At 36.8% G+C, this 25,562-nt stretch carries 26 protein-coding genes; 2 read left to right on the top strand and 24 right to left on the bottom strand.

Going from position 1 to position 25,562, the window contains the following annotated elements:
- Positions 1-32: 32 nt before the first annotated feature.
- The 11 genes from rnc to CD003_RS02560 form a co-directional block, all read right to left on the bottom strand.
- Positions 33-836, bottom strand: a complete 804-nt coding sequence (gene rnc, locus CD003_RS02610) for a ribonuclease III (protein ID WP_096199330.1) — start codon at positions 834-836, stop codon at positions 33-35.
- Between the two features lie 108 nt (positions 837-944).
- Entirely contained in the window at positions 945-1,178 is a 234-nt protein-coding gene (gene acpP, locus CD003_RS02605) for an acyl carrier protein (RefSeq protein WP_096199329.1), read from the bottom strand.
- Positions 1,179-1,411: 233 nt separating this feature from the next.
- Entirely contained in the window at positions 1,412-2,155 is a 744-nt protein-coding gene (gene fabG, locus CD003_RS02600) for a 3-oxoacyl-[acyl-carrier-protein] reductase (RefSeq protein WP_096199328.1), read from the bottom strand.
- A gap of 1 nt (position 2,156) precedes the next feature.
- Positions 2,157-3,083 carry an ACP S-malonyltransferase gene (gene fabD / locus CD003_RS02595; RefSeq protein ID WP_096199327.1) on the bottom strand — a complete coding sequence of 309 codons (927 nt, stop codon included), beginning with the start codon at positions 3,081-3,083 and terminating at the stop codon, positions 2,157-2,159.
- Between the two features lie 2 nt (positions 3,084-3,085).
- Positions 3,086-4,105 (bottom strand): phosphate acyltransferase PlsX, encoded by a 1,020-nt coding sequence (gene plsX / locus CD003_RS02590; protein ID WP_096199326.1) that lies wholly within the window; start codon positions 4,103-4,105, stop codon positions 3,086-3,088.
- A gap of 166 nt (positions 4,106-4,271) precedes the next feature.
- Positions 4,272-4,826, bottom strand: a complete 555-nt coding sequence (gene fapR, locus CD003_RS02585; protein WP_096199325.1) for a transcription factor FapR — start codon at positions 4,824-4,826, stop codon at positions 4,272-4,274.
- A 186-nt stretch (positions 4,827-5,012) separates the two neighbouring features.
- The gene (gene recG / locus CD003_RS02580; RefSeq protein WP_096199324.1) at positions 5,013-7,058 is read right to left on the bottom strand and encodes an ATP-dependent DNA helicase RecG; all 2,046 of its coding nucleotides are present in this window, start codon (positions 7,056-7,058) and stop codon (positions 5,013-5,015) included.
- On the bottom strand, positions 7,051-7,941 hold the full coding sequence (gene sdaAA / locus CD003_RS02575; protein ID WP_096199323.1) for an L-serine ammonia-lyase, iron-sulfur-dependent, subunit alpha: 891 nt from the start codon (positions 7,939-7,941) through the stop codon (positions 7,051-7,053). The genes recG and sdaAA overlap by 8 nt, the downstream gene beginning before the upstream one ends.
- A gap of 100 nt (positions 7,942-8,041) precedes the next feature.
- The gene (gene sdaAB / locus CD003_RS02570; RefSeq protein WP_096199322.1) at positions 8,042-8,704 is read right to left on the bottom strand and encodes an L-serine ammonia-lyase, iron-sulfur-dependent subunit beta; all 663 of its coding nucleotides are present in this window, start codon (positions 8,702-8,704) and stop codon (positions 8,042-8,044) included.
- A gap of 114 nt (positions 8,705-8,818) precedes the next feature.
- Positions 8,819-10,495, bottom strand: coding sequence for a DAK2 domain-containing protein (locus CD003_RS02565; RefSeq protein ID WP_096199321.1), 1,677 nt, complete (start codon positions 10,493-10,495; stop codon positions 8,819-8,821).
- A gap of 21 nt (positions 10,496-10,516) precedes the next feature.
- Positions 10,517-10,879, bottom strand: a complete 363-nt coding sequence (locus tag CD003_RS02560; RefSeq protein ID WP_096199320.1) for an Asp23/Gls24 family envelope stress response protein — start codon at positions 10,877-10,879, stop codon at positions 10,517-10,519.
- A gap of 384 nt (positions 10,880-11,263) precedes the next feature.
- Here CD003_RS02560 and rpmB point away from each other — a divergent pair, with 384 nt between their 5' ends.
- Positions 11,264-11,452, top strand: coding sequence for a 50S ribosomal protein L28 (gene rpmB, locus CD003_RS02555; protein WP_096199319.1), 189 nt, complete (start codon positions 11,264-11,266; stop codon positions 11,450-11,452).
- Between the two features lie 113 nt (positions 11,453-11,565).
- On the opposite strand, the gene spoVM is transcribed toward rpmB, so the two are convergent.
- The 13 genes from spoVM to CD003_RS02490 form a co-directional block, all read right to left on the bottom strand.
- Positions 11,566-11,646 carry a stage V sporulation protein SpoVM gene (spoVM, locus tag CD003_RS02550; RefSeq protein ID WP_096199318.1) on the bottom strand — a complete coding sequence of 27 codons (81 nt, stop codon included), beginning with the start codon at positions 11,644-11,646 and terminating at the stop codon, positions 11,566-11,568.
- A 405-nt stretch (positions 11,647-12,051) separates the two neighbouring features.
- Positions 12,052-12,699, bottom strand: coding sequence for a ribulose-phosphate 3-epimerase (gene rpe / locus CD003_RS02545; RefSeq protein ID WP_096199317.1), 648 nt, complete (start codon positions 12,697-12,699; stop codon positions 12,052-12,054).
- A gap of 1 nt (position 12,700) precedes the next feature.
- Positions 12,701-13,582: a ribosome small subunit-dependent GTPase A gene (rsgA, locus tag CD003_RS02540; RefSeq protein ID WP_096199316.1), complete on the bottom strand. Its 882-nt coding sequence runs from the start codon at positions 13,580-13,582 to the stop codon at positions 12,701-12,703.
- A 178-nt stretch (positions 13,583-13,760) separates the two neighbouring features.
- Entirely contained in the window at positions 13,761-15,740 is a 1,980-nt protein-coding gene (pknB, locus tag CD003_RS02535) for a Stk1 family PASTA domain-containing Ser/Thr kinase (RefSeq protein WP_096199315.1), read from the bottom strand.
- A gap of 9 nt (positions 15,741-15,749) precedes the next feature.
- Positions 15,750-16,499 (bottom strand): Stp1/IreP family PP2C-type Ser/Thr phosphatase, encoded by a 750-nt coding sequence (locus CD003_RS02530; protein ID WP_096202228.1) that lies wholly within the window; start codon positions 16,497-16,499, stop codon positions 15,750-15,752.
- A gap of 125 nt (positions 16,500-16,624) precedes the next feature.
- Positions 16,625-17,974, bottom strand: coding sequence for a 16S rRNA (cytosine(967)-C(5))-methyltransferase RsmB (gene rsmB, locus CD003_RS02525; protein WP_096199314.1), 1,350 nt, complete (start codon positions 17,972-17,974; stop codon positions 16,625-16,627).
- A 1-nt stretch (position 17,975) separates the two neighbouring features.
- Positions 17,976-18,917, bottom strand: coding sequence for a methionyl-tRNA formyltransferase (fmt, locus tag CD003_RS02520; protein WP_096199313.1), 942 nt, complete (start codon positions 18,915-18,917; stop codon positions 17,976-17,978).
- Between the two features lie 51 nt (positions 18,918-18,968).
- Entirely contained in the window at positions 18,969-21,383 is a 2,415-nt protein-coding gene (gene priA, locus CD003_RS02515; RefSeq protein WP_096199312.1) for a primosomal protein N', read from the bottom strand.
- A gap of 1 nt (position 21,384) precedes the next feature.
- On the bottom strand, positions 21,385-22,593 hold the full coding sequence (gene coaBC, locus CD003_RS02510; RefSeq protein ID WP_096199311.1) for a bifunctional phosphopantothenoylcysteine decarboxylase/phosphopantothenate--cysteine ligase CoaBC: 1,209 nt from the start codon (positions 22,591-22,593) through the stop codon (positions 21,385-21,387).
- 127 nt (positions 22,594-22,720) lie between these two features.
- Complete coding sequence (rpoZ, locus tag CD003_RS02505; RefSeq protein WP_096199310.1) at positions 22,721-22,921, bottom strand: DNA-directed RNA polymerase subunit omega; 201 nt, start codon at positions 22,919-22,921, stop codon at positions 22,721-22,723.
- A 4-nt stretch (positions 22,922-22,925) separates the two neighbouring features.
- The gene (gene gmk, locus CD003_RS02500) at positions 22,926-23,540 is read right to left on the bottom strand and encodes a guanylate kinase (protein WP_096199309.1); all 615 of its coding nucleotides are present in this window, start codon (positions 23,538-23,540) and stop codon (positions 22,926-22,928) included.
- 109 nt (positions 23,541-23,649) lie between these two features.
- Complete coding sequence (gene remA / locus CD003_RS02495; protein WP_096199308.1) at positions 23,650-23,913, bottom strand: extracellular matrix/biofilm regulator RemA; 264 nt, start codon at positions 23,911-23,913, stop codon at positions 23,650-23,652.
- Positions 23,914-24,062: 149 nt separating this feature from the next.
- Positions 24,063-24,950 (bottom strand): YicC/YloC family endoribonuclease, encoded by an 888-nt coding sequence (locus tag CD003_RS02490; RefSeq protein WP_257008147.1) that lies wholly within the window; start codon positions 24,948-24,950, stop codon positions 24,063-24,065.
- A 62-nt stretch (positions 24,951-25,012) separates the two neighbouring features.
- Here CD003_RS02490 and CD003_RS02485 point away from each other — a divergent pair, with 62 nt between their 5' ends.
- Complete coding sequence (locus CD003_RS02485) at positions 25,013-25,522, top strand: hypothetical protein (protein WP_096199307.1); 510 nt, start codon at positions 25,013-25,015, stop codon at positions 25,520-25,522.
- The last annotated feature ends 40 nt before the right edge of the window (positions 25,523-25,562 follow it).

Genomic DNA, 25,562 nt, shown 5'->3' with positions numbered 1-25,562 from the left:
GAAGAGGAATGAGTTTGTCCCCTTCTTTCCAATTATATATTATCTTTTTGCCCTTCTTCACTTAAGCTAATAAGAGCTTGCTGAGCAGCATGTTGTTCTGCTTCTTTTTTTGAACGGCCAGTACCGATACCTAATGTTCGAGCATTCAATAAGACTTCTGAAACAAATTCTCGACTATGAGCTGGACCACGTTCCTGGACAATTTCATAATGAATCTGTCCAATATTATCACGTTGAACAAACTCCTGTAATTGACTTTTAAAATCCATCATATGAGAAAAAGCACCCTCATTAATTTTAGGGTAAATCGTTAGGTCTAAAAAGCGATAGACTGCATCTAGATCCTGGTCAAGATATAACGCGCCAACAAAGGATTCATATACATCAGCTAATAGCGCAGGACGACCTCTTCCACCGGTCATTTCCTCACCTTTACCGAGTAACACTAGTTCACCAAAGCATAGTTCATTAGCTAAATTAGCCAATGAAGCTTCGCAGACAATCGCCGCTCTTAGCTTCGTCATATCCCCTTCGCTCATCGCCTCAAATTTTTTATATAAGTATTGAGAAACAGCTAGTTCTAACACAGCGTCTCCTAAGAACTCAAGACGCTCGTTATCTTGACAAGAGCTAATGCGATGCTCATTCACATAGGATGAATGTGTAAAAGCCTGAATTAACAGCTTATTATCATGAAACGGTAGTCCAATTTCAGAAACTAACTGTTCAAACCTTTCTTTTTGCTTAACAGTTAGTGTCAATCTTCTAGTTTGTCTTTTACGGTCATACTGGTTTGGGCCAAAACGTTTTCGATAATTTTTTGAAGAATGTGACATGGCTACCTCCAACACGTTCACAGGTAAATTTTAATAAGAAAAGCTGTGAAGCAGTCTTTCCTTAAATGCAAGTCCCATATCAATATATGGGACTTGACAATAAGAGAACTACTGTTGGCTTTGTATGTATTCTACAACATCTGCTACAGTAGAGATTTTTTCAGCTTCTTCATCAGAAATCTCTAAATCAAACTCATCTTCTAATTCCATAACAAGTTCTACAACGTCTAATGAATCTGCACCTAAATCGTCCTTGAATGAAGCCGCAGGTTTGACTTCTGATTCTTCTACTCCTAAACGATCAACAATAATTTTTGTGATACGAGATAAAACATCTGCCATCTTTCGTTCACCTCCTCTCAAAGTAATTTGGAATTAATTAACGACATATCCAATGAAAATCATTATAGGTGATTTTACAACAAATACGCAAGTGGGAATTGCTAATTATGAATTACAAGTTATAAGTTATGAATTGTTAATGATGTCGAAACATTACAAAATTAACTAAGTATCCAAAGATTTCAATTCCCATTTTTCATTCATAACTCACCATTCATAACTAATAATTATTCTTAGGGCATTACCATTCCACCATCAACGTGCAAAGTTTGTCCCGTCATATAACTACTGTCGTCAGATGCTAGGAAACGAATAACTGATGCAATTTGTTCAGGTTGCCCTAACTTTGCAAGTGGTACTTGCTTTAGCATTTCACCCTTGATTTCGTCAGTTAAACTATCCGTCATGTCTGTCTCTATAAAGCCTGGAGCAATTGCATTTACAGTAATATTACGATTAGCTAACTCACGAGCCATTGATTTTGTTAAACCAATAACACCAGCTTTTGCAGCAACATAGTTAGCTTGTCCCGCATTCCCCATAACTGCTACGACAGAAGCAACATTAATTATGCGACCTGAACGTTGTTTCATCATTTGTCTTGTTACTGCTTTTGAGCAGTTAAACACACCTTTTAAATTTGTATTAATAACTGCATCCCAGTCTTCTTCCTTCATACGCATAATTAAATTATCTCTAGTGATACCTGCGTTATTTACAAGGATATCAAGCGAACCAAAAGTTCCTATTACTTCTTTAATCATACCTTGTACTGATTCTGAGTCAGCTACGTCTGCTTGAATAGCAAATGCCTCAACACCCATTCCCTTTAATTCAGCCACAACTTCTTCAGCTTTTTCTTTACTACCTGAATAATTGACCGCTACATTTGCACCTTGTTTCCCTAACTCAATTGCAGTTGCACGTCCAATTCCACGCGATGCTCCTGTTACTAAAGCTGACTTACCCTTTAACATATTATTTCTCTCCTTTCAGAGCCAAAACCATTTTTTCAATACTTTCGAAATCACTTACTGCATGAACATTTGCACGACGTTGTACTTTTCTCACTAGGCCAGATAATACATTCCCTGAACCAACTTCAACAAATGTATCAACTCCAAGGTCTAAAAGCTTCCTTACAGTATCTTCCCAGAGTACAGGCGAATAAACTTGTTCAATAAGTTTTTCTGTAATGTCAGAAGCAGATATCATTTCCTCTGCTGTCACATTTGCTATTACTGGAATTGTTGCATCTTTTATCGTAATTTCTTCTAATACTTTTGCTAGTTTATCAGCAGCTGGTTTCATTAGTGATGAATGAAATGGACCACTTACTTGTAATGGAATAACTCGTTTAGCCCCTTCTTCCTTTGCTTTTTCAGAAGCTAACTGAACAGCTTCCGCCGAACCAGATATAACAATTTGTCCAGGACAATTCATATTTGCTAATTGTACAACATGTTCATCTGTCGAAACAGTAGAGCAAACCTGTTCTAAAGCTTCACGTTCCATTCCAAGTACCGCAGCCATTGCTCCCACACCAGTTGGAACAGCTTCTTCCATAAACAAACCACGCTGTCTTACAGCATAAACCGCATCTTCAAAGGTCATAGCTCCTGCAGCTACTAATGCACTATATTCTCCTAAACTATGTCCAGCCACATAATCAGGTGTAATATCATGTTTCTTCATTGACTCTAATACTGCCACGCTCATAGTAAGTAGTGCTGGTTGGGTATTTTCCGTTCGTTTTAATGCATCCTCAGGACCTTGAAACATAATATCAGAAAGGGAGAAACCTAATCGTTCATCAGCTCTTGAAAAAATATCATTATCTAATGTACTTCCCATTCCTACAAATTGAGAGCCTTGTCCCGGAAATAAAAATGCTATCTTCCCCATAATCATTCTCCTTTATCTTCAATGTTTCCTGTCATTTTTTGATACTTTGCTACTTCATTTTTAATCGTTGTTACGACCTGTTCAGAAACCATTTCATTTGCTTGCCTAATCGCATGTGCTAATGCAACTGCATCAGATGAACCGTGTGCCTTAATAACAGGAGCCTTTAAACCAAATAAACTTGCTCCACCGTATTCTGAATAGCTCATTTGTTTTTTCAATCGTTTAAAGCTAGGTTTTAAAATACTCGCTGCTAGTTTATTTAGCAAGGAGCTCGTTAGTTCTTTCTTCAGCATTGACATAACTGTAGCGGCTGTTCCTTCTGCAGACTTTAATACAAGATTTCCTGAAAAGCCGTCACAAACGACTACATCTGCTGCACCATTTAGTAAATCTCTAGATTCAATGTTACCGATAAACTGGAAATCAGTTTCTTTTAATAATTCGAAAGCTTTTTTCGTTAATTCGTTTCCTTTGCCTTCTTCCGTTCCTACATTTAATAAACCAACTCGAGGTTTGTTCATTTTTTGAACCGTCTGCATATAAATATTACCCATGATGGCATATTGAAGGAGATGTCCTTCTTTGGCATCCATATTTGCCCCAACATCAAGTAATAGAAACCCTTCTCCAGCAGTCGTCTTTAGCATCGGTGCTAAAGCAGGTCTTTCAATTCCATTTATACGTCCGATATGTAATAAGCCTGCTGTCATCAATGCCCCAGTATTGCCAGCTGAAATGACTGCATCAGCTCGACCCTCTTTTACTTCCTTAATTGCTAGAACCATAGAAGCATTTTTCTTTCTCCTAACGGCAGCAGTAGGTGAATCCGTATCTTCTATTTTTTCGTCGGTATGTAATATTGATATTCTTGTTTCATCTTTTAAGTATTTCGTTATGTGTTCTTCATTTCCTACTAAAATAATTTCAAGATCGCTATGAGTTTGGATTCCTTTCATAGCTGCTTCAACAATTGCTTCAGGAGCGTTGTCCCCTCCCATTGCATCCATTGCTAGTTTCATCTCTATACCCTCATTTCCCTGCCTATTTTATTAAAGTATTAGATATCACCGGGAAAAATGAACACTACACCCCATCTGTATCTTTCTTCTACAACAGAAAGAAAAATTCCTGTATTCATTTCAAAAGGGATATTAGCCTTTTTTTGAGTACCTATCTTTAGTAAAATTAATTTTTCGAACGGAACATATCAAAGCGACCAGAAAATACTTTTTCCTGTTCTACAAAGCTAGTAACCTCTACGACAGTTCTTTCTTTTTCCAATTTTGTTACTTTTGCCTTCGCGATTACACGCTCTTCTACTTTTACTTGTCTCGTAAAATGTATTGTCGCCTTAGCTGTTAGTGCAAGTTCGTCATTGATAATCGCAACTGCTAGGGAATTAGCCTGCGCAAAAAGGTGATGGCCCCTCGCTATTTGGTTGCGAGAAAAAACATGCTCAGGTTTAATATCTAAGATTGAGATCGCACTCAGGTCTAATTGAAGGTCAATAATTTCTCCAATAACTTCTTCAAGCGGTAGAGCTTTTACATCATCTAACTGCTTTTTAGCAACGTCTTTAATTCGTTCTCTTAACTCTGGTATCGAAAGTTCCATTCTATCTAGGCGAATCGTTTGAATACTAACAGAAAACATTTTTGCTAGATCCTCATCTGTAATAAAAGGATTCTCAGCGATTGTTTCCTTTAAACGTTTCTGCCGTTCTTTCTTTGTCATTTTCATAATACAAGCCACCATTCATAGTTATATGACTAGGTACTAAGAGTAGTATATAATTAGCCCTAAAAGATTTCAAGCGAAAAAAGCTGAGTATTATTATCCGCTACTTACGAAATGACATAACATAGACACTAATAAATACAACAACAAGTTGTAACCTTGTTGTTGTATTTCAACAAACATTTTTTCCTAATCAAGCTTCTCTCCTTCTACTACTCCCTGCTCCTCTAAGTGCGTTCTTAGTTGGTAGAATTCTGAACCCTGCCAAAACTGATCAGACTTTACTAGAGTTGCAGCATCCTGCCTCGCCACTTCTAGTGCTCTAAAGTCATGTACGATATCAGCTAATTTAAAATCTGGTAATCCACTTTGTTTTTGACCAAAGAAATCACCTGGACCTCTTAGCTCTAAATCCCGTTCTGAAAGTTTAAATCCATCGTTTGTTTCTGTCATAATTCTCATACGTTCTTTTCCTACTTCTGATTTAGGGTCAGCAAGTAGAATACAATATGACTGATACTCTCCGCGTCCAACCCGTCCTCGAAGCTGATGGAGTTGTGATAAACCAAAACGCTCAGCATCATAAATTAGCATAAATGTAGCATTAGGAACATTCACCCCAACCTCTACTACAGTCGTCGAAACAAGAATTTGTGACCGATTATCACTAAACGCCTCCATCACTTCATCCTTTTCAGTTGAGTGAAGCCTTCCATGCATCAATCCAACATTATATTGCTTAAAATGTTGTTGCAAGATTGTGTGGACATCAATGGCATTTTGAACATCCAGCTTGTCTGATTCTTCAATTAGAGGACAAATCACATAAGCTTGTCTACCCTGAGCTAATTCCTTCTCCATAAAGCCTAATACTCTTTCTAACATATCATGCTTAGCCCAGTATGTTTCAATAGGCTTTCTCCCAGCAGGCATTTCATCAATAATAGACACATCCATATCACCAAAAACTGAAATTGCTAAAGTTCTTGGAATTGGAGTAGCTGTCATAAAAAGAACATCAGGGTTCTCACCTTTATCTCGTAAAACTCTTCGTTGTTCAACTCCGAAACGATGTTGTTCATCAGTAATTACGAGTCCAAGACGCTGAAAGTGAACATCGTCCTGGATAAGAGCATGAGTTCCAACTAGGGCATGAAGTTCCCCAGACAGTAAACGTTCTAATTTTTCCCTTCGCTTCTTCCCTTTAACAGATCCAGATAATAAGGCAACATTTACACCTACCTTCTCTAAAAGACTTGTTAAAGATTCTAGATGCTGTTCCGCTAATATTTCTGTGGGTACCATTAAAGCAGCTTGATAACCTGAGCGAATAGCGGCATACATGCAAATAGCTGCAACAACGGTTTTCCCCGAACCAACATCTCCTTGTAACAGTCTATTCATTCGATAAGGAGATTGTAGGTCTTGTAATATTTCATCGACTACTCTCTGTTGTGCATTCGTTAATGGGAATGGAAGTTGACCAATAAATTCCTCTACTACACCCTGCTCAATTTGATGGATTATTCCACTCGTTTGGTCTCTAGTTAATTTTCGAAATGCTTGCATTTTCAATTGAAATAATAGTAATTCTTCAAATACAATTGTCCGTCTTGCTAGTTTAGTATCTTGTAGATCCTTTGGATAATGCAGCTTATAAATAGCTACTTTCTTTGGTAAAAGTTTGTACTTTTCTAACATATACTGAGGTAACACTTCAACAATTACATCTTTATATTGACTAAATGCTTGGTAAATTAATTTTTTCAAAGTCTTAACTGTCATTTTCCCACCGACAGAGTAGACCGGCGACAAAGACTGGTTGCTGTTTTGTTCACCCTTTTTCATTTCACTTGCAGTTAATGTCATTCTATGCTGGTCCCATTTTCCTGTAACAGTAATTGTGTCACCTATAACTATTTGCTTCTTTAAAAATGCACGATTAAAAAATGTCGCCGTTATTAATATATTTCCTACTAACAGACGAAAAGAGAGCCTGTTCTTCGTCTTACCAAAATAACGAATACTTGGCTCACTATGAATAACACCTGCTATAGTTACACGTTCTTCATGTTTTACATCATGTAAATTCTTTAAACTATAATCTTCATAGCGAAATGGAAAATATTCAATTAAGTCTTTTATTGTTTTTATTCGTAAGTTGTATAATTGTTTTGCTGTTTCCTCTCCCACGCCTTTAACAACCGTTATATCTTGTAGTAATGGACTATTCATTTTCCTTTTGCGTTGCACCGAAGATCTTTTCAGCTAATGCTTTTCCTGTCGGTGTCGCCGCAAGACCTCCTTGGGCAGTTTCTCTTAAAGCAACTGGCATTGTTTCACCAATTCGATACATTGCATCAATTACTTCATCACACGGAATTCTACTTGTTATACCTGCTAATGACATATCAGCAGCAACAATAGCAATCGATGCGCCAATCGCATTTCGTTTTACACATGGTACCTCCACGAGACCAGCTACCGGGTCACATACTAAGCCAAGCATATTTTTCAACGCAATCGCCATCGCTTCTGCGGATTGTTGCGGAGTTCCACCTGCAAGCTCAACAGCCGCTGCTGCAGCCATACCCGTAGCAGAACCAACCTCCGCCTGACACCCACCGGCAGCTCCTGAAATAGAAGCGTTGTTTGCTACAACAAACCCAAAGGCACCTGACGTAAACAAAAATCGTATCATCTGTTCGCGCGAAGGTTTTAATTTATTTTTTAACCCAAATAGAACACCAGGTACGACTCCTGCAGACCCTGCAGTTGGTGTTGCACAAATCATTCCCATCGCTGCATTCACTTCATTTGTTGCTACGGCTTTACTGACAGCATCTAACAATGTGTCATTCGAAAGCATATTACCTTTTTCAATATAACGCTGTAATAAAACAGCATCCCCGCCAGTTAACCCCGAAACGGAGCGTACATCCTCTTTTATACCTCTTTCTACTGCATCCTCCATAACGGTTAAATTCCGTTCCATCTGAGAGAGGATATCGTCACGACTTCTTTCTGTAACAGACATTTCTTGTTCTATCATAACTTCAGATATAGGTATATTTTTATTTTCTGCTATTTCAACTAACTCTGCTACGTTACGAAACATTCTAAGGTGCCTCCTCCTAATGATGCTTGTTTATATCATGTACCATTTTTGTTATTACGATTGGATTCTAAATGAAAAATAATCACTTTTATCAAAAAAACTAGTCATGAATTTTTGTTACTTTATAAATATGTGGAAGCTTCTCCATTTCACTTAGCAAGGACTCTTCAACATTTTGGTCTACTTCGATTACCATTAATGCCTCTTGTCCCTTTTCCTTACGTGAAACTTCCATATGTCCTATATTTATTTCATGTTTCGCCAAGTTGTTCGAAACATTTGCAATGACACCGTAGCGATCATCATGAACAACTAAAATCGCAGGGTGGTTACCCGAAAGCTTTAATTCAAACCCATTAAGTTCAGTAATTTCAATTTTTCCGCCACCAATTGATATCCCTACTAATTCTAGCTGTTCTTTTTCATCACCTATGACAATTCTCGCTGTGTTTGGATGGTTTGGTATCGCATCCTCCACCTCAAAATTAACCTTTATACCTGACTGTTTAGCGATTTGTAAAGAATCTTTTATACGGTCATCAAACGTATCAAAATCTAAGATACCACCAACTATTGCCACATCAGTACCATGTCCTCTATATGTGCTAGCAAACGAACCATAAAATGAAATATTCGTCCAAGTAGGCTTACGACCAAAGAGAGTTCTAGCCACTCGCCCTATCCTTGCGGCACCAGCTGTATGGGAACTCGAGGGACCAATCATAACTGGTCCTATAATATCAAAAACTGTTCTGTATTTCATGATGACCTCCTAAGTTGAGTTTATGATATACAAATCGAAAGGTCAGACCTCCAGGGAACCACAATCCCTGGGGGACTGACCCCTCTTTCGTAGTAAAATAACTATGACTACTCTCTATTCTACTGCAAGGATAAATGAATAAAGCGGTTGTTTTCCTTCATGTACCTCAACTTCTACCTCTTCATTCTTTTCCTCTATATAAGAAACAACTTCAGCTGCATCTTCTTCTGATGCACCTTCGCCCCAAATTAACGTTATGATTTCTGACTCATCATCAACCATTTTGTCAATTAGTTCTTTTGTAACTTCTAATAAAGAAGGTCCTGAGCTAATAATCTTCTTTTCCTCAATACCCATAAAGTCATCTTTTTTTATTTCAATACCTTCTAGGTTCGTATCGCGAACAGCAAAAGTAACCTGACCAGTCTTCACATCACCCATAGCTTTTTCCATTAAAGATGCATTGCTTTCTAATGACTGACTTGGATTAAAGGCAAGTAGTGCCGATAAACCTTGTGGTACTGATTTTGTAGGTACAACAACGACATCGGTATCACTTACATCTACCGCTTGTTCAGCTGCCATTATAATATTTGAGTTGTTAGGTAACACGACTACCTTCTCAGCATTTGCTTCCTTAATTGCTTTTACTATATCCTCAGTGCTTGGGTTCATCGTTTGTCCACCTTGGATAACTACATTTGCCCCTACACTTTTAAACAATTCCTCAATTCCTTCACCCATGGCAACTGTTACAACACCAAAAGGCTGCTTTTCTTTTGGTTGCTCGACCGCTTCACCATAGACAGCTTTCGTTTCTTCTAATAAATGAGTATGCTGTTCACGCATGTTTTCAATTTTCACATTGATTAGGCTTCCAAATTGTTGGGCTGACGTAATAACTTCCCCTGGTTGTTCAGCATGAATATGAATTTTTAATAAGTCTTCATCAGAAACGACTAGTAGAGAATCTCCAAGTTTATCAAGGCTATCTCTAAATTCAGTTTCATTAAAAGGAGTTTTTGACACTTTTTCAGCATCAAACTTAACCATTACCTCAGTACAATAACCGAACTCAATCTCATCTGTAGAAAGCATACTTTGAGCGTTGTGGTGCTCAATATTAACTAAATCATTCATTGAAGGTTGTACAGGCTGGGTATCAGATAACTCTTTTCCACTTAGTATAGCTAAAAAACCTTCATAAATGTACAGAAGTCCTTGTCCACCAGAATCAACTACTCCTACTTCTTTTAAAACAGGTAAAAGATCAGGCGTTCGTTTTAAAGAGTTTCTTCCCTCGCTAACGATTTCCTCCATCACAAGTAGGATATCCTTTTCATTCTTAGCTAATTTTACAGCTGCATTAGCAGCATCTTTCGCAACAGTCAAAATCGTTCCCTCTACAGGTTTCATAACTGCTTTATACGCCATGCTTACACCAAGTTCAAAGGCTTTTGCTAATTCTTCTGCATTTACCTTATCCTTATTCTCAACGCCTTTAGCAAAACCTCGAAAAAGCTGAGAAAGAATAACACCGGAATTCCCTCTTGCTCCCATTAATAAACCTTTTGAAAATGAAGTAGCTACTTCACTAACTCGGTCTGTAGATTTTTGCTTAACCTCATTTACACCTGATGTGATTGACAATTTCATATTTGTCCCTGTATCACCATCGGGTACAGGGAAAACATTTAAGGCGTCCACTATATTTGCATGTTTTGTTAGATTAGCCCCACCTTCAATAAACATTTGAGCTAATAATTGACCTTTAATTTCCTTTACTGACACAAACGCTCCTCCTTACCTCCATTAAGGGTTTGTTACACGGACACCTTGTACAAAAATGTTCACAGAATCAACGTCCAACCCTAACATTTGCTCTAGTTGATATTTCACTTTAGTTTGCACATTATAAGCTACTTCTGAAATTTTCGTACCATAACTTACGATAATGTACATATCAATATGTACTTCCTCTTCTTCTTCACGAATCACTACACCGCGACGAAAGTTTTCTTTCCCTAATAATTCTGTAATTCCATCTTTTATCTGTTTACGAGAAGCCATTCCAACAATACCGTAACAATCAATTGCTGCTCCGCCTGCAATGGTAGCAACAACGTCTTTCGATACATCGATGACACCATTTTGTGTTTTCATTTCAATTGACATAAATATAGCCCCCTTTGGAAATGATTCTACTGTACACCATTTTACTATACTATTTGTTATTTTAAAAGTTTGATACGGGGTTATAGTACAATTATGAGTTATGAGTTATGAGTTATGAATTTAATTGCGAATTGCGAATTTTCGTCTTTACTTAAAACTTCGAATAAACTATTTAACTATCTTACTAATGCCTTTAGCATTTTGATTTAAATTTGCAATTTGCCATTAATAATTTGTCCTTCTTTGCTGTCAAGCAACTTTCCTTGATATCTTTTTGTGGAAACTATTGCAATCCGGTAATTGCTATGCTAAGATTATCGAGTATGATTTTTGATGATCACAGTTTATGATTGATCTCGTAGAGGGAACAAGGAGGTGCATACGATGGCTCGCAAATGTGTTATTACTGGTCGTAAAGCGCGCACAGGAAATCAGCGTTCACACGCGTTGAATAAAACTAAGCGCCGTTGGGGTGCGAACGTTCAGAAAGTACGTATCATGGTTGACGGTAAACCAAAACGTGTATACGTATCTGCTCGTGCATTAAAGTCTGGCAAAGTAGAGCGCGTTTAATTGCTCATGCTAACGATCGTTAGCAGCTAAAGAGAAGCTGTCTTAGGGCAACTTCTCTTTTTCATTTTTCTAATCAAAAAAGCACCTTATATTTAGGTGCTTTTTTTGATCTCTTATCCCTTTTTGAATGAACCTAAAATTGCTCTTACAAATCCACCTAAAAACTTGGGCAGCTTAATCGTATAAAATTTCATAGCTCCTCCTCCTCAACATGAATTGCCACCGACATATAATGAAGGATGATGACAAACCTAATGCTCATTTATACTAGTATATTCATCACTACCAAAATAGTACCCTCTTTTTTAAGAAAACCTTCAAGCCATCTTGCTCCCTTAAAAAAGTACATGGACAAGCCAAATCCACAGTCATTATAAAATGATAACTAACCCACTTACCACAATGTCACAGTCACAGAGAAATTCTAATAATCAAAACTTATTTTCACATAAAAGGTTCCTATCTTGAAGACGTGCTCTATCACCATGTATATGCTCCCCTATCTAAATTATGTCAGTTACCCAAAGAGTGTGAAGCAATTGTTAAATTCAAAAAAAGCAACAGCTCCACTGAACTGTTGCTTCTATTTTTATGTAATGCTAATTTCCTCTAATAGCCTTTATTGCAGCTGTTCTGTCTTTTTGGCTATATATTGCTGACCCTGCAACAAGTACATTTGCACCTGCCTCAACACATCGTCTTGCTGTTTCAGCGTTAACTCCTCCATCAATTTCTATATCGATAGATAGCCCTTTAGATTTTGCCATTTCTGAAACTGCTCTAATTTTCGGAATAACACTTTCGATAAATGACTGTCCACCAAAGCCTGGATTGACCGTCATTAACAGTACCATATCAACATCATCAATGATATGTTGAATCGTATCAACAGGTGTCGCAGGATTTAACACAACACCAGCTTTCACTCCTTGTTCCTTGATTAAATGAACTGTACGATGCAAGTGATTACAAGCCTCTACATGAACAGTAATTATATCTGCTCCTGCTTTCGCAAATTGTGGAATATATAAATCTGGATTTTCAATCATTAAATGAACATCTAAAGGTAAAGTAGTAATTGGACGAATCGCATCAACGATTAATGGTCCAATTGTAATGTTTGGAACAAAGTGTCCATCCATAACATCAACATGGATATAATCCGCCCCTCCTTGTTCTACTTCCTTAATTTCATCCCCTAGCTTTGAAAAATCTGCTGATAATATTGATGGTGCTATTTTAACCATATTAGTACCTCCGCTTTTGACTTTTAATTTCTTCTAAGAACTGAACATAATCGTCATATCGATACTGTAAAATTTCATTTCTTTCAAGAGCATCTTTTACAGCACATTTTGGTTCAGATGTATGAGTACAACCTCTGAATTTACACCCTCCTGAGCGTTCACGCATTTCTAAAAAATAATCAGATAACTCTTCTGCTTCAATATCAATGAAATCTAATGAACTAAAACCTGGTGTATCTGCTACAAGTCCATTACCAATCGGGAGAAGTTCTACGTGTCTTGTAGTATGCTTCCCTCGTCCTAAATGTGTTGAAATTTCATTAGTTTCTATTTTTAGATCTGGCCTTATTCCGTTCAATAAAGAAGACTTTCCAACTCCAGACTGTCCAGCTATCACACTAACTTTGTCATCTAAGAAAGGTTGTATTTCTTCAAGTCCCTTTTTCGTAATTGTAGAAGTTAAGATAACAGTGTAGCCAATCTTTTCGTAATTTTCTTTATATTTTTCTATTTCTTCATTTTGTTTATCATTTAGTAGGTCTAGTTTACTTATACAGATTAATGGCTCAATTCGATTAGCCTCTAAATGAACAAGAAAACGGTTTAATAAATGAGAACTGAAATTTGGTTCAATTGCTGAAAAAACTAGAATCCCTTGATCTATATTAGAAATTGGTGGGCGTACTAACTCATTATCACGTTCAAATACATCAAGAATATAACCATCCGTTTTGTTTTCTACCTGAAACTCTACTTCATCACCAACGAGAGGCTTAATATTCCTATTTCGAAAGTTCCCCCTTCCCCGGCATTGAAACGTACCTTCATCATTTTTCACATAATAAAAACCACTTAGAGCCTTGATAATCTTTCCGGTTGCCATGTATGCCTCCTTTTTACTATTAAAGCCACAATTGTTTGTATGTATCACAAAAAATCATTGTTATTACTTTAGGGGATGTATCAAAAATAGAACAATTTTGACACATCCCCTTTTATTTTTTCTAATAATCCCTATTTTAGACAAAACCAAACCAAAATTCTATAGTTGTCCAGAAAATTTATAAATCAGAATATCTAATAGTTCTTGTATCCTCAATATTTCCATTTTCATAAATAAAAATTGTTGCCGGCTTTTCTTCACTTACTTTTAATGAAATTTGGAACGTTTCCGATTCTGAAATCTCCTTATCTACTGAAACAATTTCATTATCTGTCGTTGAATCAATATAGGTTATTCTTACACGTGTTGACATTCCATGATCCGTTTCTGGAATATTAATAGCAACCTCTACTTTCCCTTCACGCACTTTCGGTTCTGGAACAGGCTCGGGTCCTTTTGATATTTCTATCTTTACTTCAGAGCCTTTTTTTAATCTAGTAAAAGGAGTTACCGACTGGGATTTCACCCGCCCTTCTTCTACCGTATTTGAATATTGATATGAGTAAATACCAATTAATCCATTGTTATGGAAATAATCTCGTACATCCTGTTCCTTACGTCCTTGTAGATTTTCTAGGCTTACTGTAGGCTCTACACTATAAGTTAAAATAACAGTTGTTTCTTCAACTATAACTGGTGTGTTTGCAGCAGGATCCTGCGTAACAATCGTACCAGGAGAACGTTCAGTAGTCTCTCTTGGCTTAAATTCATAATTTTCAAAACGTTCTAGCATACGTTCCACATCATTCTTTTGAAGACCTACAAAGTTTTGCATTTCTTCAGTCTCTCTCCCTACACTTACAAAAAGAGTAACTGTTGTTGTATGGGCTTTAACAACCCTTCCTGCGACAGGATTTTGTCTTACAACATGGTTTTCTTCCATATCTTCATCAAAAGTATCTTCCCTCTCAACAGTAAACCCTAAGTCTTCAAGAAGGTCTTTTGCTTCTTCATACTCCATCCCTATAACGTCTACTACTTCTACATCATCAACTTTTAATAGGTTAGGTAATATAGCAAATGCCGCTATTGCCGAACCGACTGTAAGAAACATCAATACTAACAGAATCGTTAGCCATTTTTTCGCTCTTGGCTTCTTTTTTGATTTAAGATTCTTATGAGAATCATTGTTGACAATCTTAGTACTAGCATCAGGAGCTCTAACCTCAATTGTCTTGTCTAAATCATCCTCAGGAAACATTCCCTCTTTAATAATAGGTATCGCTTTTGTTGCTTCAACATCATCTAAAGGAATTTGAAATTTAGCTACATCTTTTCGTTCTGGTGATAAAGAAATAGTGATTTCTTGCTCCATCTCCTGTACAGTTTCAAATCGATGAAATGGGTCTTTTACTGTTGATTTTAAGATAATATTTTCAATACTTTGAGGCAGACTAGGATTAAGCTCTTTTGGAATAGGAATCTCATCCTGTAAATGCTTAATAGCAATCGAGACAGCCGTATCGCCATCAAACGGAAGCTTTCCTGTTACCATTTCATATAAAACAATCCCTAAAGAATAAATATCTGACTTATAAGTAACAAGTCCTCCTCTAGCTTGTTCAGGCGATAAATAATGAACTGATCCCATTACGGAATTTGTATGTGTAATAGTTGCAGAGGATATTGCCCTAGCAATTCCAAAATCTGTTACTTTCGCATCACCTGAATGACTAATTAAAATATTATGAGGCTTTATATCCCTATGAATTATATGATTAGCATGAGCATGAGAAATAGCTGAAGTCACTTGAGACATAATATCGACTACATCCTCAAGCGGTAATGCTCCATTTTTTTGAATTAACTCCTTTAAGGTTACACCCTCAACATATTCCATTACAATATAATAAACATCTTCTTCTTCCCCTACATCATAAATATTTACAACGTTAGGATGTGCTAAGCTTGATGCCGCTTGCGCTTCACGACGGAAACGTTTAATAAATTCTTCATCACCTGAAAATTGGGGTTGAAGTACTTTAACAGCAACATCACGGTCAAGAATAACATCTCGTGCCTTGTACACGTTCGCCATTCCACCGCCGCCTATTGTTTCTAATATTTGATAGCGACCATTTATTCGTTTATTTTGCATCCGGTATCATCACCTAGCTTCTTTTGGCTCGTTAAAATGGACAAGGGCTACGGTTATATTGTCCTCGCCACCTCGTTTATTGGCTAGTTTAATGAGCTGATTCACTTTTTCATCAATCGTTTCTTCCTTCGCTATCAATTCAGACATTTCATCATCTGATATTTTATTAGAAAGACCATCAGAGCATAAAAGAAGATAGTTTCCCTCTTCCCAATTTATCGTTGTAACATCGACTTTTATATCTGTTTCTGTACCAAGCGCGCGTAATAATACGTTTTTTCTAGGATGATTTTCAGCTTCTTCATCTGAAATTTGCCCTGTACGTACGAGTTCATTTACTAACGAATGGTCTTCTGTTTTCTGCGCATATCCATTATCATTTAATAAATAACCACGAGAATCGCCTATATGGCCTATTGAAATAAATTGCTCCGTACATACAGCTGCCACTAGTGTAGTCCCCATACCTTCACATTCTGCATTACCTTTTGCGTGGGAGTATAAAGTTTGGTTTACTTCGTTTATTCTTTCGTATAGCCATTTTTCTGCTTCCACTGGAGTTTGTATCGATGTAGTACTCTTCCATCTACCTTCGAGTAATTCACTTGTCATTTGACTCGCTACATCACCTGCTTGATGTCCACCCATACCATCAGCAACAACCGCTAATATTGAACCATTTTCATGTTCAAAAATACCACCGTTATCTTCATTATGGGGTCTAATTTGACCCACATCTGTTTTAAAAGCAAATTGCATCAAAGTCACCTCGTCTCCTCTTTACATACCTTCAACTATATTTTAAAAGCTACAAAGTTCACAAACTTTTACGTACATTTTTTCGCCAATATTTACTACTAATCCTTCAACATTTTATCATTGCTTTATTGCTTTTTCATAACGGAAATGAAAAAACCATCTGTTCCAAAATCCTGTGGTAATATCGTAAGCATACCTGGTTGATATCGTTTAGATGTCAATATTTCTTGTGGTAAACGCTCACCCATCGATTCATCAAGTGAAAATTCATCATTTTGACTTAAAAAGTTGTTAACTACATCTTCATTCTCAACCCGATCTACTGTACAAGTACTATAGACAATTCGTCCTCCCTTTTTAAGTAATGGAGCGACAGATTGTAAAATACTTTTTTGAATACTAGTAATTCCTTCAATATCATTCTGAGTTTTTGTCCATTTTAAATCCGGTTTTCTTCGAATAACACCTAGACCAGAACATGGGGCATCAACAAGAATACAATCAAAACTTTCATTTTCATACTCTTCTTGTACCTTTCTAGCATCTAGCGCCTTGGCTTCAATATTCGATAACTCCAATCGGTCTTGTTGCTCTTTTATAAGCTTTACTTTATGAGAGTGCAAATCTAATCCTGTTACTTGTCCTTCATTTTCCATCCTTTCAGCTAAGTGAGTAGTTTTCCCTCCAGGGGCAGCACAACAATCAAGGACATTCATTCCAGGTTGTGGGTCTAATGCTCTCGCTACAAGCATCGAGCTCTCGTCTTGAATTGTAACAAACCCTTTAATAAAGCTATACGAAGAAGGTACATACCCTTTTGTAACCTTAATAGCATCTTGAGAAAGGTCTCCCTTTGTTACTATTAACCCCTCATCGGTTAGTCGCTTTACTGCTTCCTCGACTGTACTCTTAACTTGATTAACTCGAATAGTTACCGATGGTGGAATTAAATTCATTTCTGCCATTTTCTTTGCATCCTCATAACCAAATTCCTTCACCCATCTCTCTATCAACCACCTAGGGTGACTTGTTTCAATCGCCAATTTGTCCATCTCATCTTTGATTAACTCTATTGATGGTACACCACTTCTTTGAATACTACGCAAAACTCCATTTACCATCCCTGATATCCCTTGATGGCCGCGCTTTTTAGCAATTGTAACTGCCTCATTTAAGATTGCATGTTCAGGAACACGATCCAAATAAATCATTTGATACAATGATAATCTCAATAATACTAGCACCCATTGTTCAAGCTTATTTAAACCTTTTTTTACAAAGGGTGTGAGATAGTAATCTAGCGTATCTCGTCTCTGGATCGTTCCATATATGATTTCTGTCAATAAACCAATATCACGTTCAGAAATTAATTCCTTTTTCACTCGTTGATTTAAAAGAAGGTTACTGTATGCTTGATTTTTCTCGATTTGTAATAATATCTCTAATGCGATGTCTCGTACACTTTTTTTTGCCATTCTATTCTCCTATTTGCATTCCTAATTCGATTTGTGAACCAGTGCCACGTAAAAATTGCTCAGCTAACATACGTTTTTTTCCTGATGGCTGAAGATCCGTAATTTTGATTGAAGTTTCATTACCAGTTGCCACTACAAAACCGTCCTCATCAATTCGAATAATCGTTCCTGGATTTTCGTTCTTAGAAACTGATTCCTTCGTCGCCCACCAAACCTTCATCACATTTCCATTTAACGAAGTATAGGCAACTGGCCATGGGTGCAGACCTCGAACCTGGTTATAAATTTCTTCTCCAGTTTTCGACCAATCAATTTTTTCCTGTTCTCGATTAATATTTCTAGCAAATGTTGCTTCATCATCATATTGTTTAATTGGCTTAATCTCCCCTGAAATTAGAGGTAAGATTGTTTCAGAAAGTAGCTTTGCTCCTGCTGCACTCAATTTATTATGTAATGAACCGACATGATCCGTCTCCTCAATTTCTACCACTGTTTGAGTTAAAATATCACCTGCATCAAGCTTTTCCACCATATACATAATCGTCACACCCGTTTCTTTTTCACCGTCAATGATAGATTGATGAATCGGTGCCCCACCACGATATTTAGGTAATAAGGAAGCATGGACATTTATACAACCATGCTTTGGGTAATCTAACAATTCCCTTGGTAAAATTTGTCCAAACGCAGCTGTAATAATTAAATCTGGCTCGAAAGCATATAATTTCTTTAATTCTGCTTCTTCTTTAATTTTTTCAGGCTGAAGAACATCAATACCATGGAGTTCTGCCTCAACCTTAACAGGAGGAGGAGTGAGAATTTTCTTCCTACCTTTTGGACGATCAGGTTGTGTCACACAAGCGACTACATTATGTCCGTCATCTAATAACTGCCTTAATACCGGAACTGAAAAATCTGGAGTTCCCATAAATACAATTTTCATATTTTTTGCTTCCTCTCTTCTACTTCTCTCTAAAGTTAACGTACCTTTAATTTACATAAACATGTATGGATTCATATCAATAGAAATATATAAATCACCTTGACTCATTTCACGTTGAAAATGTTGTTGTACTTCTTTTAATATTTCCGGTAATCTCGGTTCATTTTTGTATTTTATCAAACATTGATAGCGATATCTATCCTTTATCCGAGCAATTGGCGATGCAACAGGACCAAGCACAACTGCCTGTTCAGACACTTCTCCTTTTATAAAGGTAGTAATCTTTTCTGTCACCTGTATCACTTTTGTCAACTCAGGGTGAGAAACACCTACTAAAGCCACATAATAATAAGGTGGATATCCACCATATTTTCTAACATTCATCTCATGATGAAAAAAGCCTATGTAATCATGTTTCCTTACAAGTTCAATACTATAATGTTCAGGAGTGTAGGTTTGTACAACAACCTCTCCTTCTTTTTCATGTCGACCAGCTCGCCCACTTACTTGAGTTAAGAGCTGAAAAGTTCTTTCTGATGCTCTAAAATCTGGTAAGTATAGCATCGTATCAGCCGCTAATACACCTACCAATGTAATATTTGGAAAATCCAATCCCTTTGCAATCATTTGTGTCCCTAAGAGTATATCAGCTTGTCCCTCACCAAAAGCATCTAATAACTTCTCATGAGAACCCTTCTTTCTCGTTGTATCAACATCCATTCTAATAACCCTTGCATGTGGTAACACTTTAGCCAATTCTTCCTCAACTTTTTGCGTACCTGAACCAAAGAAGCGAATATGCTCACTTTCACATTCATGACAAGTAGACGGCATTCTTTCCTCATACGCACAATAGTGACATTTTAGTGTGTTAGAGTTACGGTGAAATGTTAATGAGATGTCACAATGAGGACAAGTCGGTACGTACCCACAGTCTCGACACATTACAAATGTTGAATACCCACGTCGGTTCAAAAATAAAACGCTTTGTTCTCCTTTATTTAGGCGTTCCTCCAGCTTCTCAAAAAGAGAACGAGAAAACATTGAGCGGTTTCCTTCCTTTAGTTCCTCTCTCATATCAACAATATCTACTTTGGGCATTTCACTTTTATTTACTCTTTCAACTAAAGGAAGTAGTGTATAAACACCTTTTTTCGCACGTGCATACGTTTCTAGAGAAGGGGTGGCACTTCCTAAAACAACAGGACAATTGTAGTACTTACCTCGATAAATTGCTACATCTTTGGCGTGATACCTGGGATTTTCCTCCTGCTTGTAGCTTCCCTCATGTTCTTCATCAATGATGATAATTCCTAAATTTTCGAAAGGAGCAAAAATTGCCGAACGGGCACCAACGACTACATCTACTTCTTTACGCTGGATTTTTCTCCACTCATCATATTTCTCTCCCATTGAAAGTCCACTATGTAATACCGCAACCTTTGAACCGAATCTCCCCTTAAAACGTGTAACCATTTGGGGTGTTAACGATATCTCTGGCACTAAAACTATCGCTTCTTTTCCACGAGCAAGCACCTTATCAATTGCTTGTAAATAAACTTCCGTCTTTCCACTCCCTGTTACACCATGTAGCAAAAACGTATCGTGTTTATTAATTTCAATCGATTGTGATATTGGATTTAATGCCTCTTGCTGTAGTGAAGTTAGTTGTAGAGGCTTTGTTTGCTTGAAGGTACGTTCTGCAAAAGGGTCACGGTAAATTTCTTTATCCTCTTCGACTAATAAGCCCTTTTCAACTAATGTTTTTATCGTTGAACGGGTTACTCCCGTTATACTTAATAAATCAGTAACTAAAATATCTTCTTCGTGTTCAACGAAGAAGACTAGTGCCTTTTTTTGTTTATCCGCTCGAGTTGATAGAGCTTCAATTGTGAGTAACAACTCTTCCTTTGAAACTGCTGCTCTGACAAAACGCTGTTTCTTTTTTGACAGCTTATCCTTTACAACATAATCCACTTCCAAGTTTCCTAATTTAATTTCTTTTTGAATTAGGGGGAAGTAGTGCCTCCCTTTCTTTACCACATCTTCCCATCCAACCGTATCACCATTAACAAAGAGATTTTTTAATTCCTCAGATATCTGGTCGATTTTACTATCAAGTAAACGAATATTTTTTTTCACCTTTGACCTCATCGCTGCAGGTAACATCACTTGATAAGCAGAAACTTTATAGCATAGAGTCTTAAGTGTTAGCCAATCTCCTAATTCTAGTAATTCCTCAGTTAAAACAGGAAGAAAATCCAAGATATCAGAAATCGGTTTGATTTTACTAACATTTGTCTCATCCACTATTTGAACGACAAATCCTTGTATTTGTCGTGGGCCAAAGGGAACAACGACCCTCACCCCATTTTGAACTACTTCTTCAAGTTCCTTCGGAACTAAGTAATCAAATAGTCGGTCTGTCTGTCCTGAAGGTACATCCACAACAACTTTTGCAATCATTCTAGCGTTGCCCTTCCAATAATATAATCACTTCATCAATAATTTTTTCTGCTACTTCTTTCTTTGAAAGAATAGGTAAAGATGTCTTTTCTCCATTTCGCTTTAAAATAGTTACAATATTTGTATCTCCTTGAAATCCTGAGCCTTCCTCGGCAATATTATTCGCTACTATCATATCTAGATTTTTTCTAGTAAGCTTGTCCATGGCATATGTTTCTACCTTTTCAGATTCCGCAGCAAATCCGATTAAAAGCTGATTCTCTTTCTTCTCTCCTAAAGTAGCTAATATATCAATCGTTCTCTCCATCTCAACTGCCCAGTTTCCAGGTTGCTTTTTCATTTTTTCTTGAAACGTTTGTTTTGGTCGGTAGTCAGCAACTGCTGCACTTTTAATCACTACATCAGTTTCGGAATAATAATCCATTACTGCTTCATACATTTCTTGTGCAGATGTAACTTTAACTGTTGTTACCGTTTTTGGCGTGGGTAGAGACGTTGGACCAGAAATAAGCGTCACTATCGCTCCTAATTCCGCAGCTGTTTCAGCGATCGCATAGCCCATTTTCCCTGATGAATGATTTGTAAAATAACGAACTGGATCAATAATTTCCCTCGTCGGGCCAGCTGTTACTATTATTTGCTTTCCTTCTAAAGGCTTTTCATCTTTTATTGCAAAATATCTAGATAATACTTCCATTATTTCTTCTGGCTCTGGAAGTCTTCCTTTTCCTACATAACCACATGCTAAATATCCCTCATTTGGCGCAATAAAACGGTAACCAAATGATGTAAGAGTTCCAAGGTTTTTTTGTACTGCTGGATGCTCATACATATGTACATTCATTGCTGGTGCGATAAACACTGGAGCCGTAGCTGCTAGTAGTGATGTCGAGATTAGGTCATCTGCTATTCCATTCGCCAATTTCCCAACCATATTAGCTGTACATGGTGCAACAACGATTGCATCCGGCCAATCTGCTAAGTCAATATGAGAGACCCCACTTGGGTCTTTTTCATCGAATGTATCATCATACACAGCTTGTCTTGATAGCGTTTGAAAAGTTAGTGGCGTAACAAACTTCTTTGCCGATTCTGTTAGCATAACCTTAACAGTAGCCCCTGCCTGGCTTAATTTACTTGTAAGTGCAGCTGCTTTAAAAACAGCAACTCCTCCTGTAACACAAAGTAATATTTTTTTCCCCTGTAGCATCTAATTCTTTCCTCCTAATATTTAAGCTAAATCAATTTTGAGATTTGTTATAGTTATACAACCACGAGATGTAGCCATATTAAGAAAAATAACAACCTATCTACTAGGTTGTTATTAGACTGCATTATTATTTACGTTCAAACTTTAGTTGGTCGCTTACTATTTCTTCTAAAGCCATACCAACTTGTTTATGTGAAACTGGTTTCTCTACTAATGGGACTCTCTTTTTGTCCTCGCGAATTTCACGTGCTCTTCTTGAAGAAACCGTTACTAACGTATATTTTGAATCCAATTTATCCATTAATGAATCAATCGATGGGTATAACATAATATTATTCAACCTCCACTAATTGTTTATATTTTTCAATAAGTCTTTCACGTTTACAATGCTCTGCTGTTACAATAGCCTTGATACGGTCAACCGCTAAATCAACCTGGTCATTTTCTACTACGTAATCGTATTTTTTCATCATATCAATTTCTTCTTTAGCAACTGTCATACGTTTATTAATAATATCTTCAGTTTCCGTACCACGACCTACAATTCGACTTCGAAGTTCAGCTAAACTTGGTGGCATTAGGAAAATAAATACTCCTTCAGGAAAACGCTCTTTCACCTTTAAAGCTCCTTGAACTTCAATTTCTAAAATAATATCTGTACCTTTGTTGATTGTTTCCTTTACATAGTCAATTGGTGTTCCATAATAATTGCCTACATATTCAGCCCACTCTAGGAGTTGGTCATTCACAATCATGTTTTCAAATTCATCTCTAGACCTGAAAAAATAATTGACCCCATCCACTTCTCCTTCACGAGGGTTTCTAGTCGTTGCAGATACTGAGTATTGGATGTTTGTATCCTCTTGTCGCAATGCTCCACAAACGGTTCCCTTTCCAACTCCTGCAGGACCAGAAAGAACAATCAACAATCCTTTTTCCTTTTTCATAATTACCTCCGAATTCTATTTTCATATAGCGTAAAAATTGCTATATTATATAAAAGCTGTTATGTAACCTAAACCTTACTCCTCATGTCTATTTATCCTAACATAACAGTTATGCTTCTTCTGTACCTTCTTCCTTCACCGTTAGACGTTGTGCTACCGTCTCAGGTTGTACAGCACTAAGTATCACATGGTCACTGTCAGCAATAATAACTGCTCTTGTACGTCTACCATATGTAGCATCAATTAGCATATTACGGTCACGCGCCTCTTGAATAATTCGTTTAATTGGTGCAGATTCAGGACTAACAATTGATATGATACGATTGGCAGAAACAATATTTCCAAATCCAATGTTGATAAGCTTAATATTCATCTATTTCCCCTCACCTATTTGGAGAGCCAAAGACACTCTCTTTCTATTATTTCCATCCTATTTCCACTATATACGAAAATTCGTTCGTTTACTACAAGAGTATGCTTTCTAATGTCAATTTGACCATTTAAGCAATTTCAAATGAAGCATTATTCAATATTCTGTACCTGCTCTTTTATTTTTTCAATTTCACTTTTCAAATCAACTACTTGCTTACTTATATGTATGTCATTTGCTTTTGAGCCAATTGTATTCGTCTCTCTATTCATTTCTTGCACTAAAAAGTCTAACTTACGACCAATCACTCCACCTTCATTTATAATCGACAAAAATTGATTTAGATGAGAAAGAAGTCTTGTTATTTCTTCATCAATACTTGCTTTTTCTGCAAATATTGCTACTTCAGTAAGTATTCGACTTTCATCAACATCAAGCTTCCCCTTTAAATAATCAGTCATTCTTTTTTCTAATCGTTTCTGATAATTTTCAGAAACAGTTGGTGCGTATAAAGATAATTGCTTTGTAGTCTCAGTCATTTTATCAATACGGACTTTAAAATCCTTATACAGTGCATGACCTTCAAGCCTACGCATGTCAAAAAGCTTTTCAGTAGCAAGCTTTGTTGTTTCTAAGACAAGCCCATTTATTGCTTCATCGGTTGCTTCCTCTTCACGGACAGAAACAATTTGTTCGTGTAGCAATAATGTATCAACAGAAGGCATATTTAATGTTGCTCCAGTAATATTTTGCATTTCGTTTGCTGTCTTAATATACTGCTTTAGCAATTCCCAATCAACGTCTAACATACGTTTGACAAGACCTTCACCTTCTATCGAAATATATACATCTACCTTTCCTCTATGGACAAAGGTCTGTATTGTTTTCTTTATCTGGTCTTCTAAATGTAGAAACGATCTTGGAATGCGAACAGATATTTCAGAAAAACGATGATTAAAGGAACGGATTTCAACTGTTACGACATAGTTACCTTGCTCTAGTTTTGCCTGACCATAGCCAGTCATACTTGTTATCATCATAATCACATCCACTTCTCTATTCTAACCAATTTTACCACCATCAACAAGTAGAAGAAATAATCTTGCCTTGTAATTATTCAGACCTTCATTTTAAAAATATTTATTTCTTTTTTCGTTCCCATGATATATTGACAGTATTACGAAAGAAAGGAGGAACAACCGTAGAAGTATTAATGAAACAAATTTTAACAGAAGTACGTGAAGTAAAACATGAAGTTCGAGAACTTAAAGGTGATGTGCAAGAGCTAAAAGGTGATGTTAATCTACTAAAAAATGATGTGCACAACATGAAAATCGATGTACATCAACTAACGAAGGATGTGCACAACCTAAAAGTGGATGTGCAACAACTAAAAAATGATGTTCATACCCTAAAAATTGGACAAGAACGAATTGAACGTAAACTCGGTCAAATACCTGAGCAATATGAAGTATTAGAAAATTTTATTGGAAAGGAGTTTTCTACCCTTTCTACGATCCAAAAAGAACAAAATAATATTATAAAACTACTCTCTCATCGATCCATAACACACGAATCAGAAATCCATCAATTAAAGAGGAACACACACTAGTTAACTAGAAGTTCTATATTCATCTACTAACAAATCTCTT

Origin of the sequence: Bacillus sp. FJAT-45350, assembly GCF_002335805.1 — a bacterium.
Lineage (GTDB): Bacteria > Bacillota > Bacilli > Bacillales > NISU01 > FJAT-45350.
Note: the sequence above shows the minus strand (reverse complement) of the source record. Positions and strands in the feature narration are given on the sequence as shown.

Bases quoted from the DNA above. Each gene is read 5' to 3' on its own strand.
- rnc (WP_096199330.1), bottom strand. From the start codon at position 836: ATGTCACATTCTTCAAAAAATTATCGAAAACGTTTTGGCCCAAACCAG.
- acpP (WP_096199329.1), bottom strand. From the start codon at position 1,178: ATGGCAGATGTTTTATCTCGTATCACAAAAATTATTGTTGATCGTTTA.
- fabG (WP_096199328.1), bottom strand. From the start codon at position 2,155: ATGTTAAAGGGTAAGTCAGCTTTAGTAACAGGAGCATCGCGTGGAATT.
- fabD (WP_096199327.1), bottom strand. From the start codon at position 3,083: ATGGGGAAGATAGCATTTTTATTTCCGGGACAAGGCTCTCAATTTGTA.
- plsX (WP_096199326.1), bottom strand. From the start codon at position 4,105: ATGAAACTAGCAATGGATGCAATGGGAGGGGACAACGCTCCTGAAGCA.
- fapR (WP_096199325.1), bottom strand. From the start codon at position 4,826: ATGAAAATGACAAAGAAAGAACGGCAGAAACGTTTAAAGGAAACAATC.
- recG (WP_096199324.1), bottom strand. From the start codon at position 7,058: ATGAATAGTCCATTACTACAAGATATAACGGTTGTTAAAGGCGTGGGA.
- sdaAA (WP_096199323.1), bottom strand. From the start codon at position 7,941: ATGTTTCGTAACGTAGCAGAGTTAGTTGAAATAGCAGAAAATAAAAAT.
- sdaAB (WP_096199322.1), bottom strand. From the start codon at position 8,704: ATGAAATACAGAACAGTTTTTGATATTATAGGACCAGTTATGATTGGT.
- CD003_RS02560 (WP_096199320.1), bottom strand. From the start codon at position 10,879: ATGTCAATTGAAATGAAAACACAAAATGGTGTCATCGATGTATCGAAA.
- rpmB (WP_096199319.1), top strand. From the start codon at position 11,264: ATGGCTCGCAAATGTGTTATTACTGGTCGTAAAGCGCGCACAGGAAAT.
- spoVM (WP_096199318.1), bottom strand. From the start codon at position 11,646: ATGAAATTTTATACGATTAAGCTGCCCAAGTTTTTAGGTGGATTTGTA.
- rpe (WP_096199317.1), bottom strand. From the start codon at position 12,699: ATGGTTAAAATAGCACCATCAATATTATCAGCAGATTTTTCAAAGCTA.
- rsgA (WP_096199316.1), bottom strand. From the start codon at position 13,582: ATGGCAACCGGAAAGATTATCAAGGCTCTAAGTGGTTTTTATTATGTG.
- pknB (WP_096199315.1), bottom strand. From the start codon at position 15,740: ATGCAAAATAAACGAATAAATGGTCGCTATCAAATATTAGAAACAATA.
- CD003_RS02530 (WP_096202228.1), bottom strand. From the start codon at position 16,499: ATGCAATTTGCTTTTAAAACAGATGTGGGTCAAATTAGACCCCATAAT.
- rsmB (WP_096199314.1), bottom strand. From the start codon at position 17,974: ATGGCAAAAAAAAGTGTACGAGACATCGCATTAGAGATATTATTACAA.
- fmt (WP_096199313.1), bottom strand. From the start codon at position 18,917: ATGAAAATTGTATTTATGGGAACTCCAGATTTTTCAGTTCCGGTATTA.
- priA (WP_096199312.1), bottom strand. From the start codon at position 21,383: ATGATTGCAAAAGTTGTTGTGGATGTACCTTCAGGACAGACAGACCGA.
- coaBC (WP_096199311.1), bottom strand. From the start codon at position 22,593: ATGCTACAGGGGAAAAAAATATTACTTTGTGTTACAGGAGGAGTTGCT.
- rpoZ (WP_096199310.1), bottom strand. From the start codon at position 22,921: ATGTTATACCCATCGATTGATTCATTAATGGATAAATTGGATTCAAAA.
- gmk (WP_096199309.1), bottom strand. From the start codon at position 23,540: ATGAAAAAGGAAAAAGGATTGTTGATTGTTCTTTCTGGTCCTGCAGGA.
- remA (WP_096199308.1), bottom strand. From the start codon at position 23,913: ATGAATATTAAGCTTATCAACATTGGATTTGGAAATATTGTTTCTGCC.
- CD003_RS02490 (WP_257008147.1), bottom strand. From the start codon at position 24,950: ATGATGATAACAAGTATGACTGGCTATGGTCAGGCAAAACTAGAGCAA.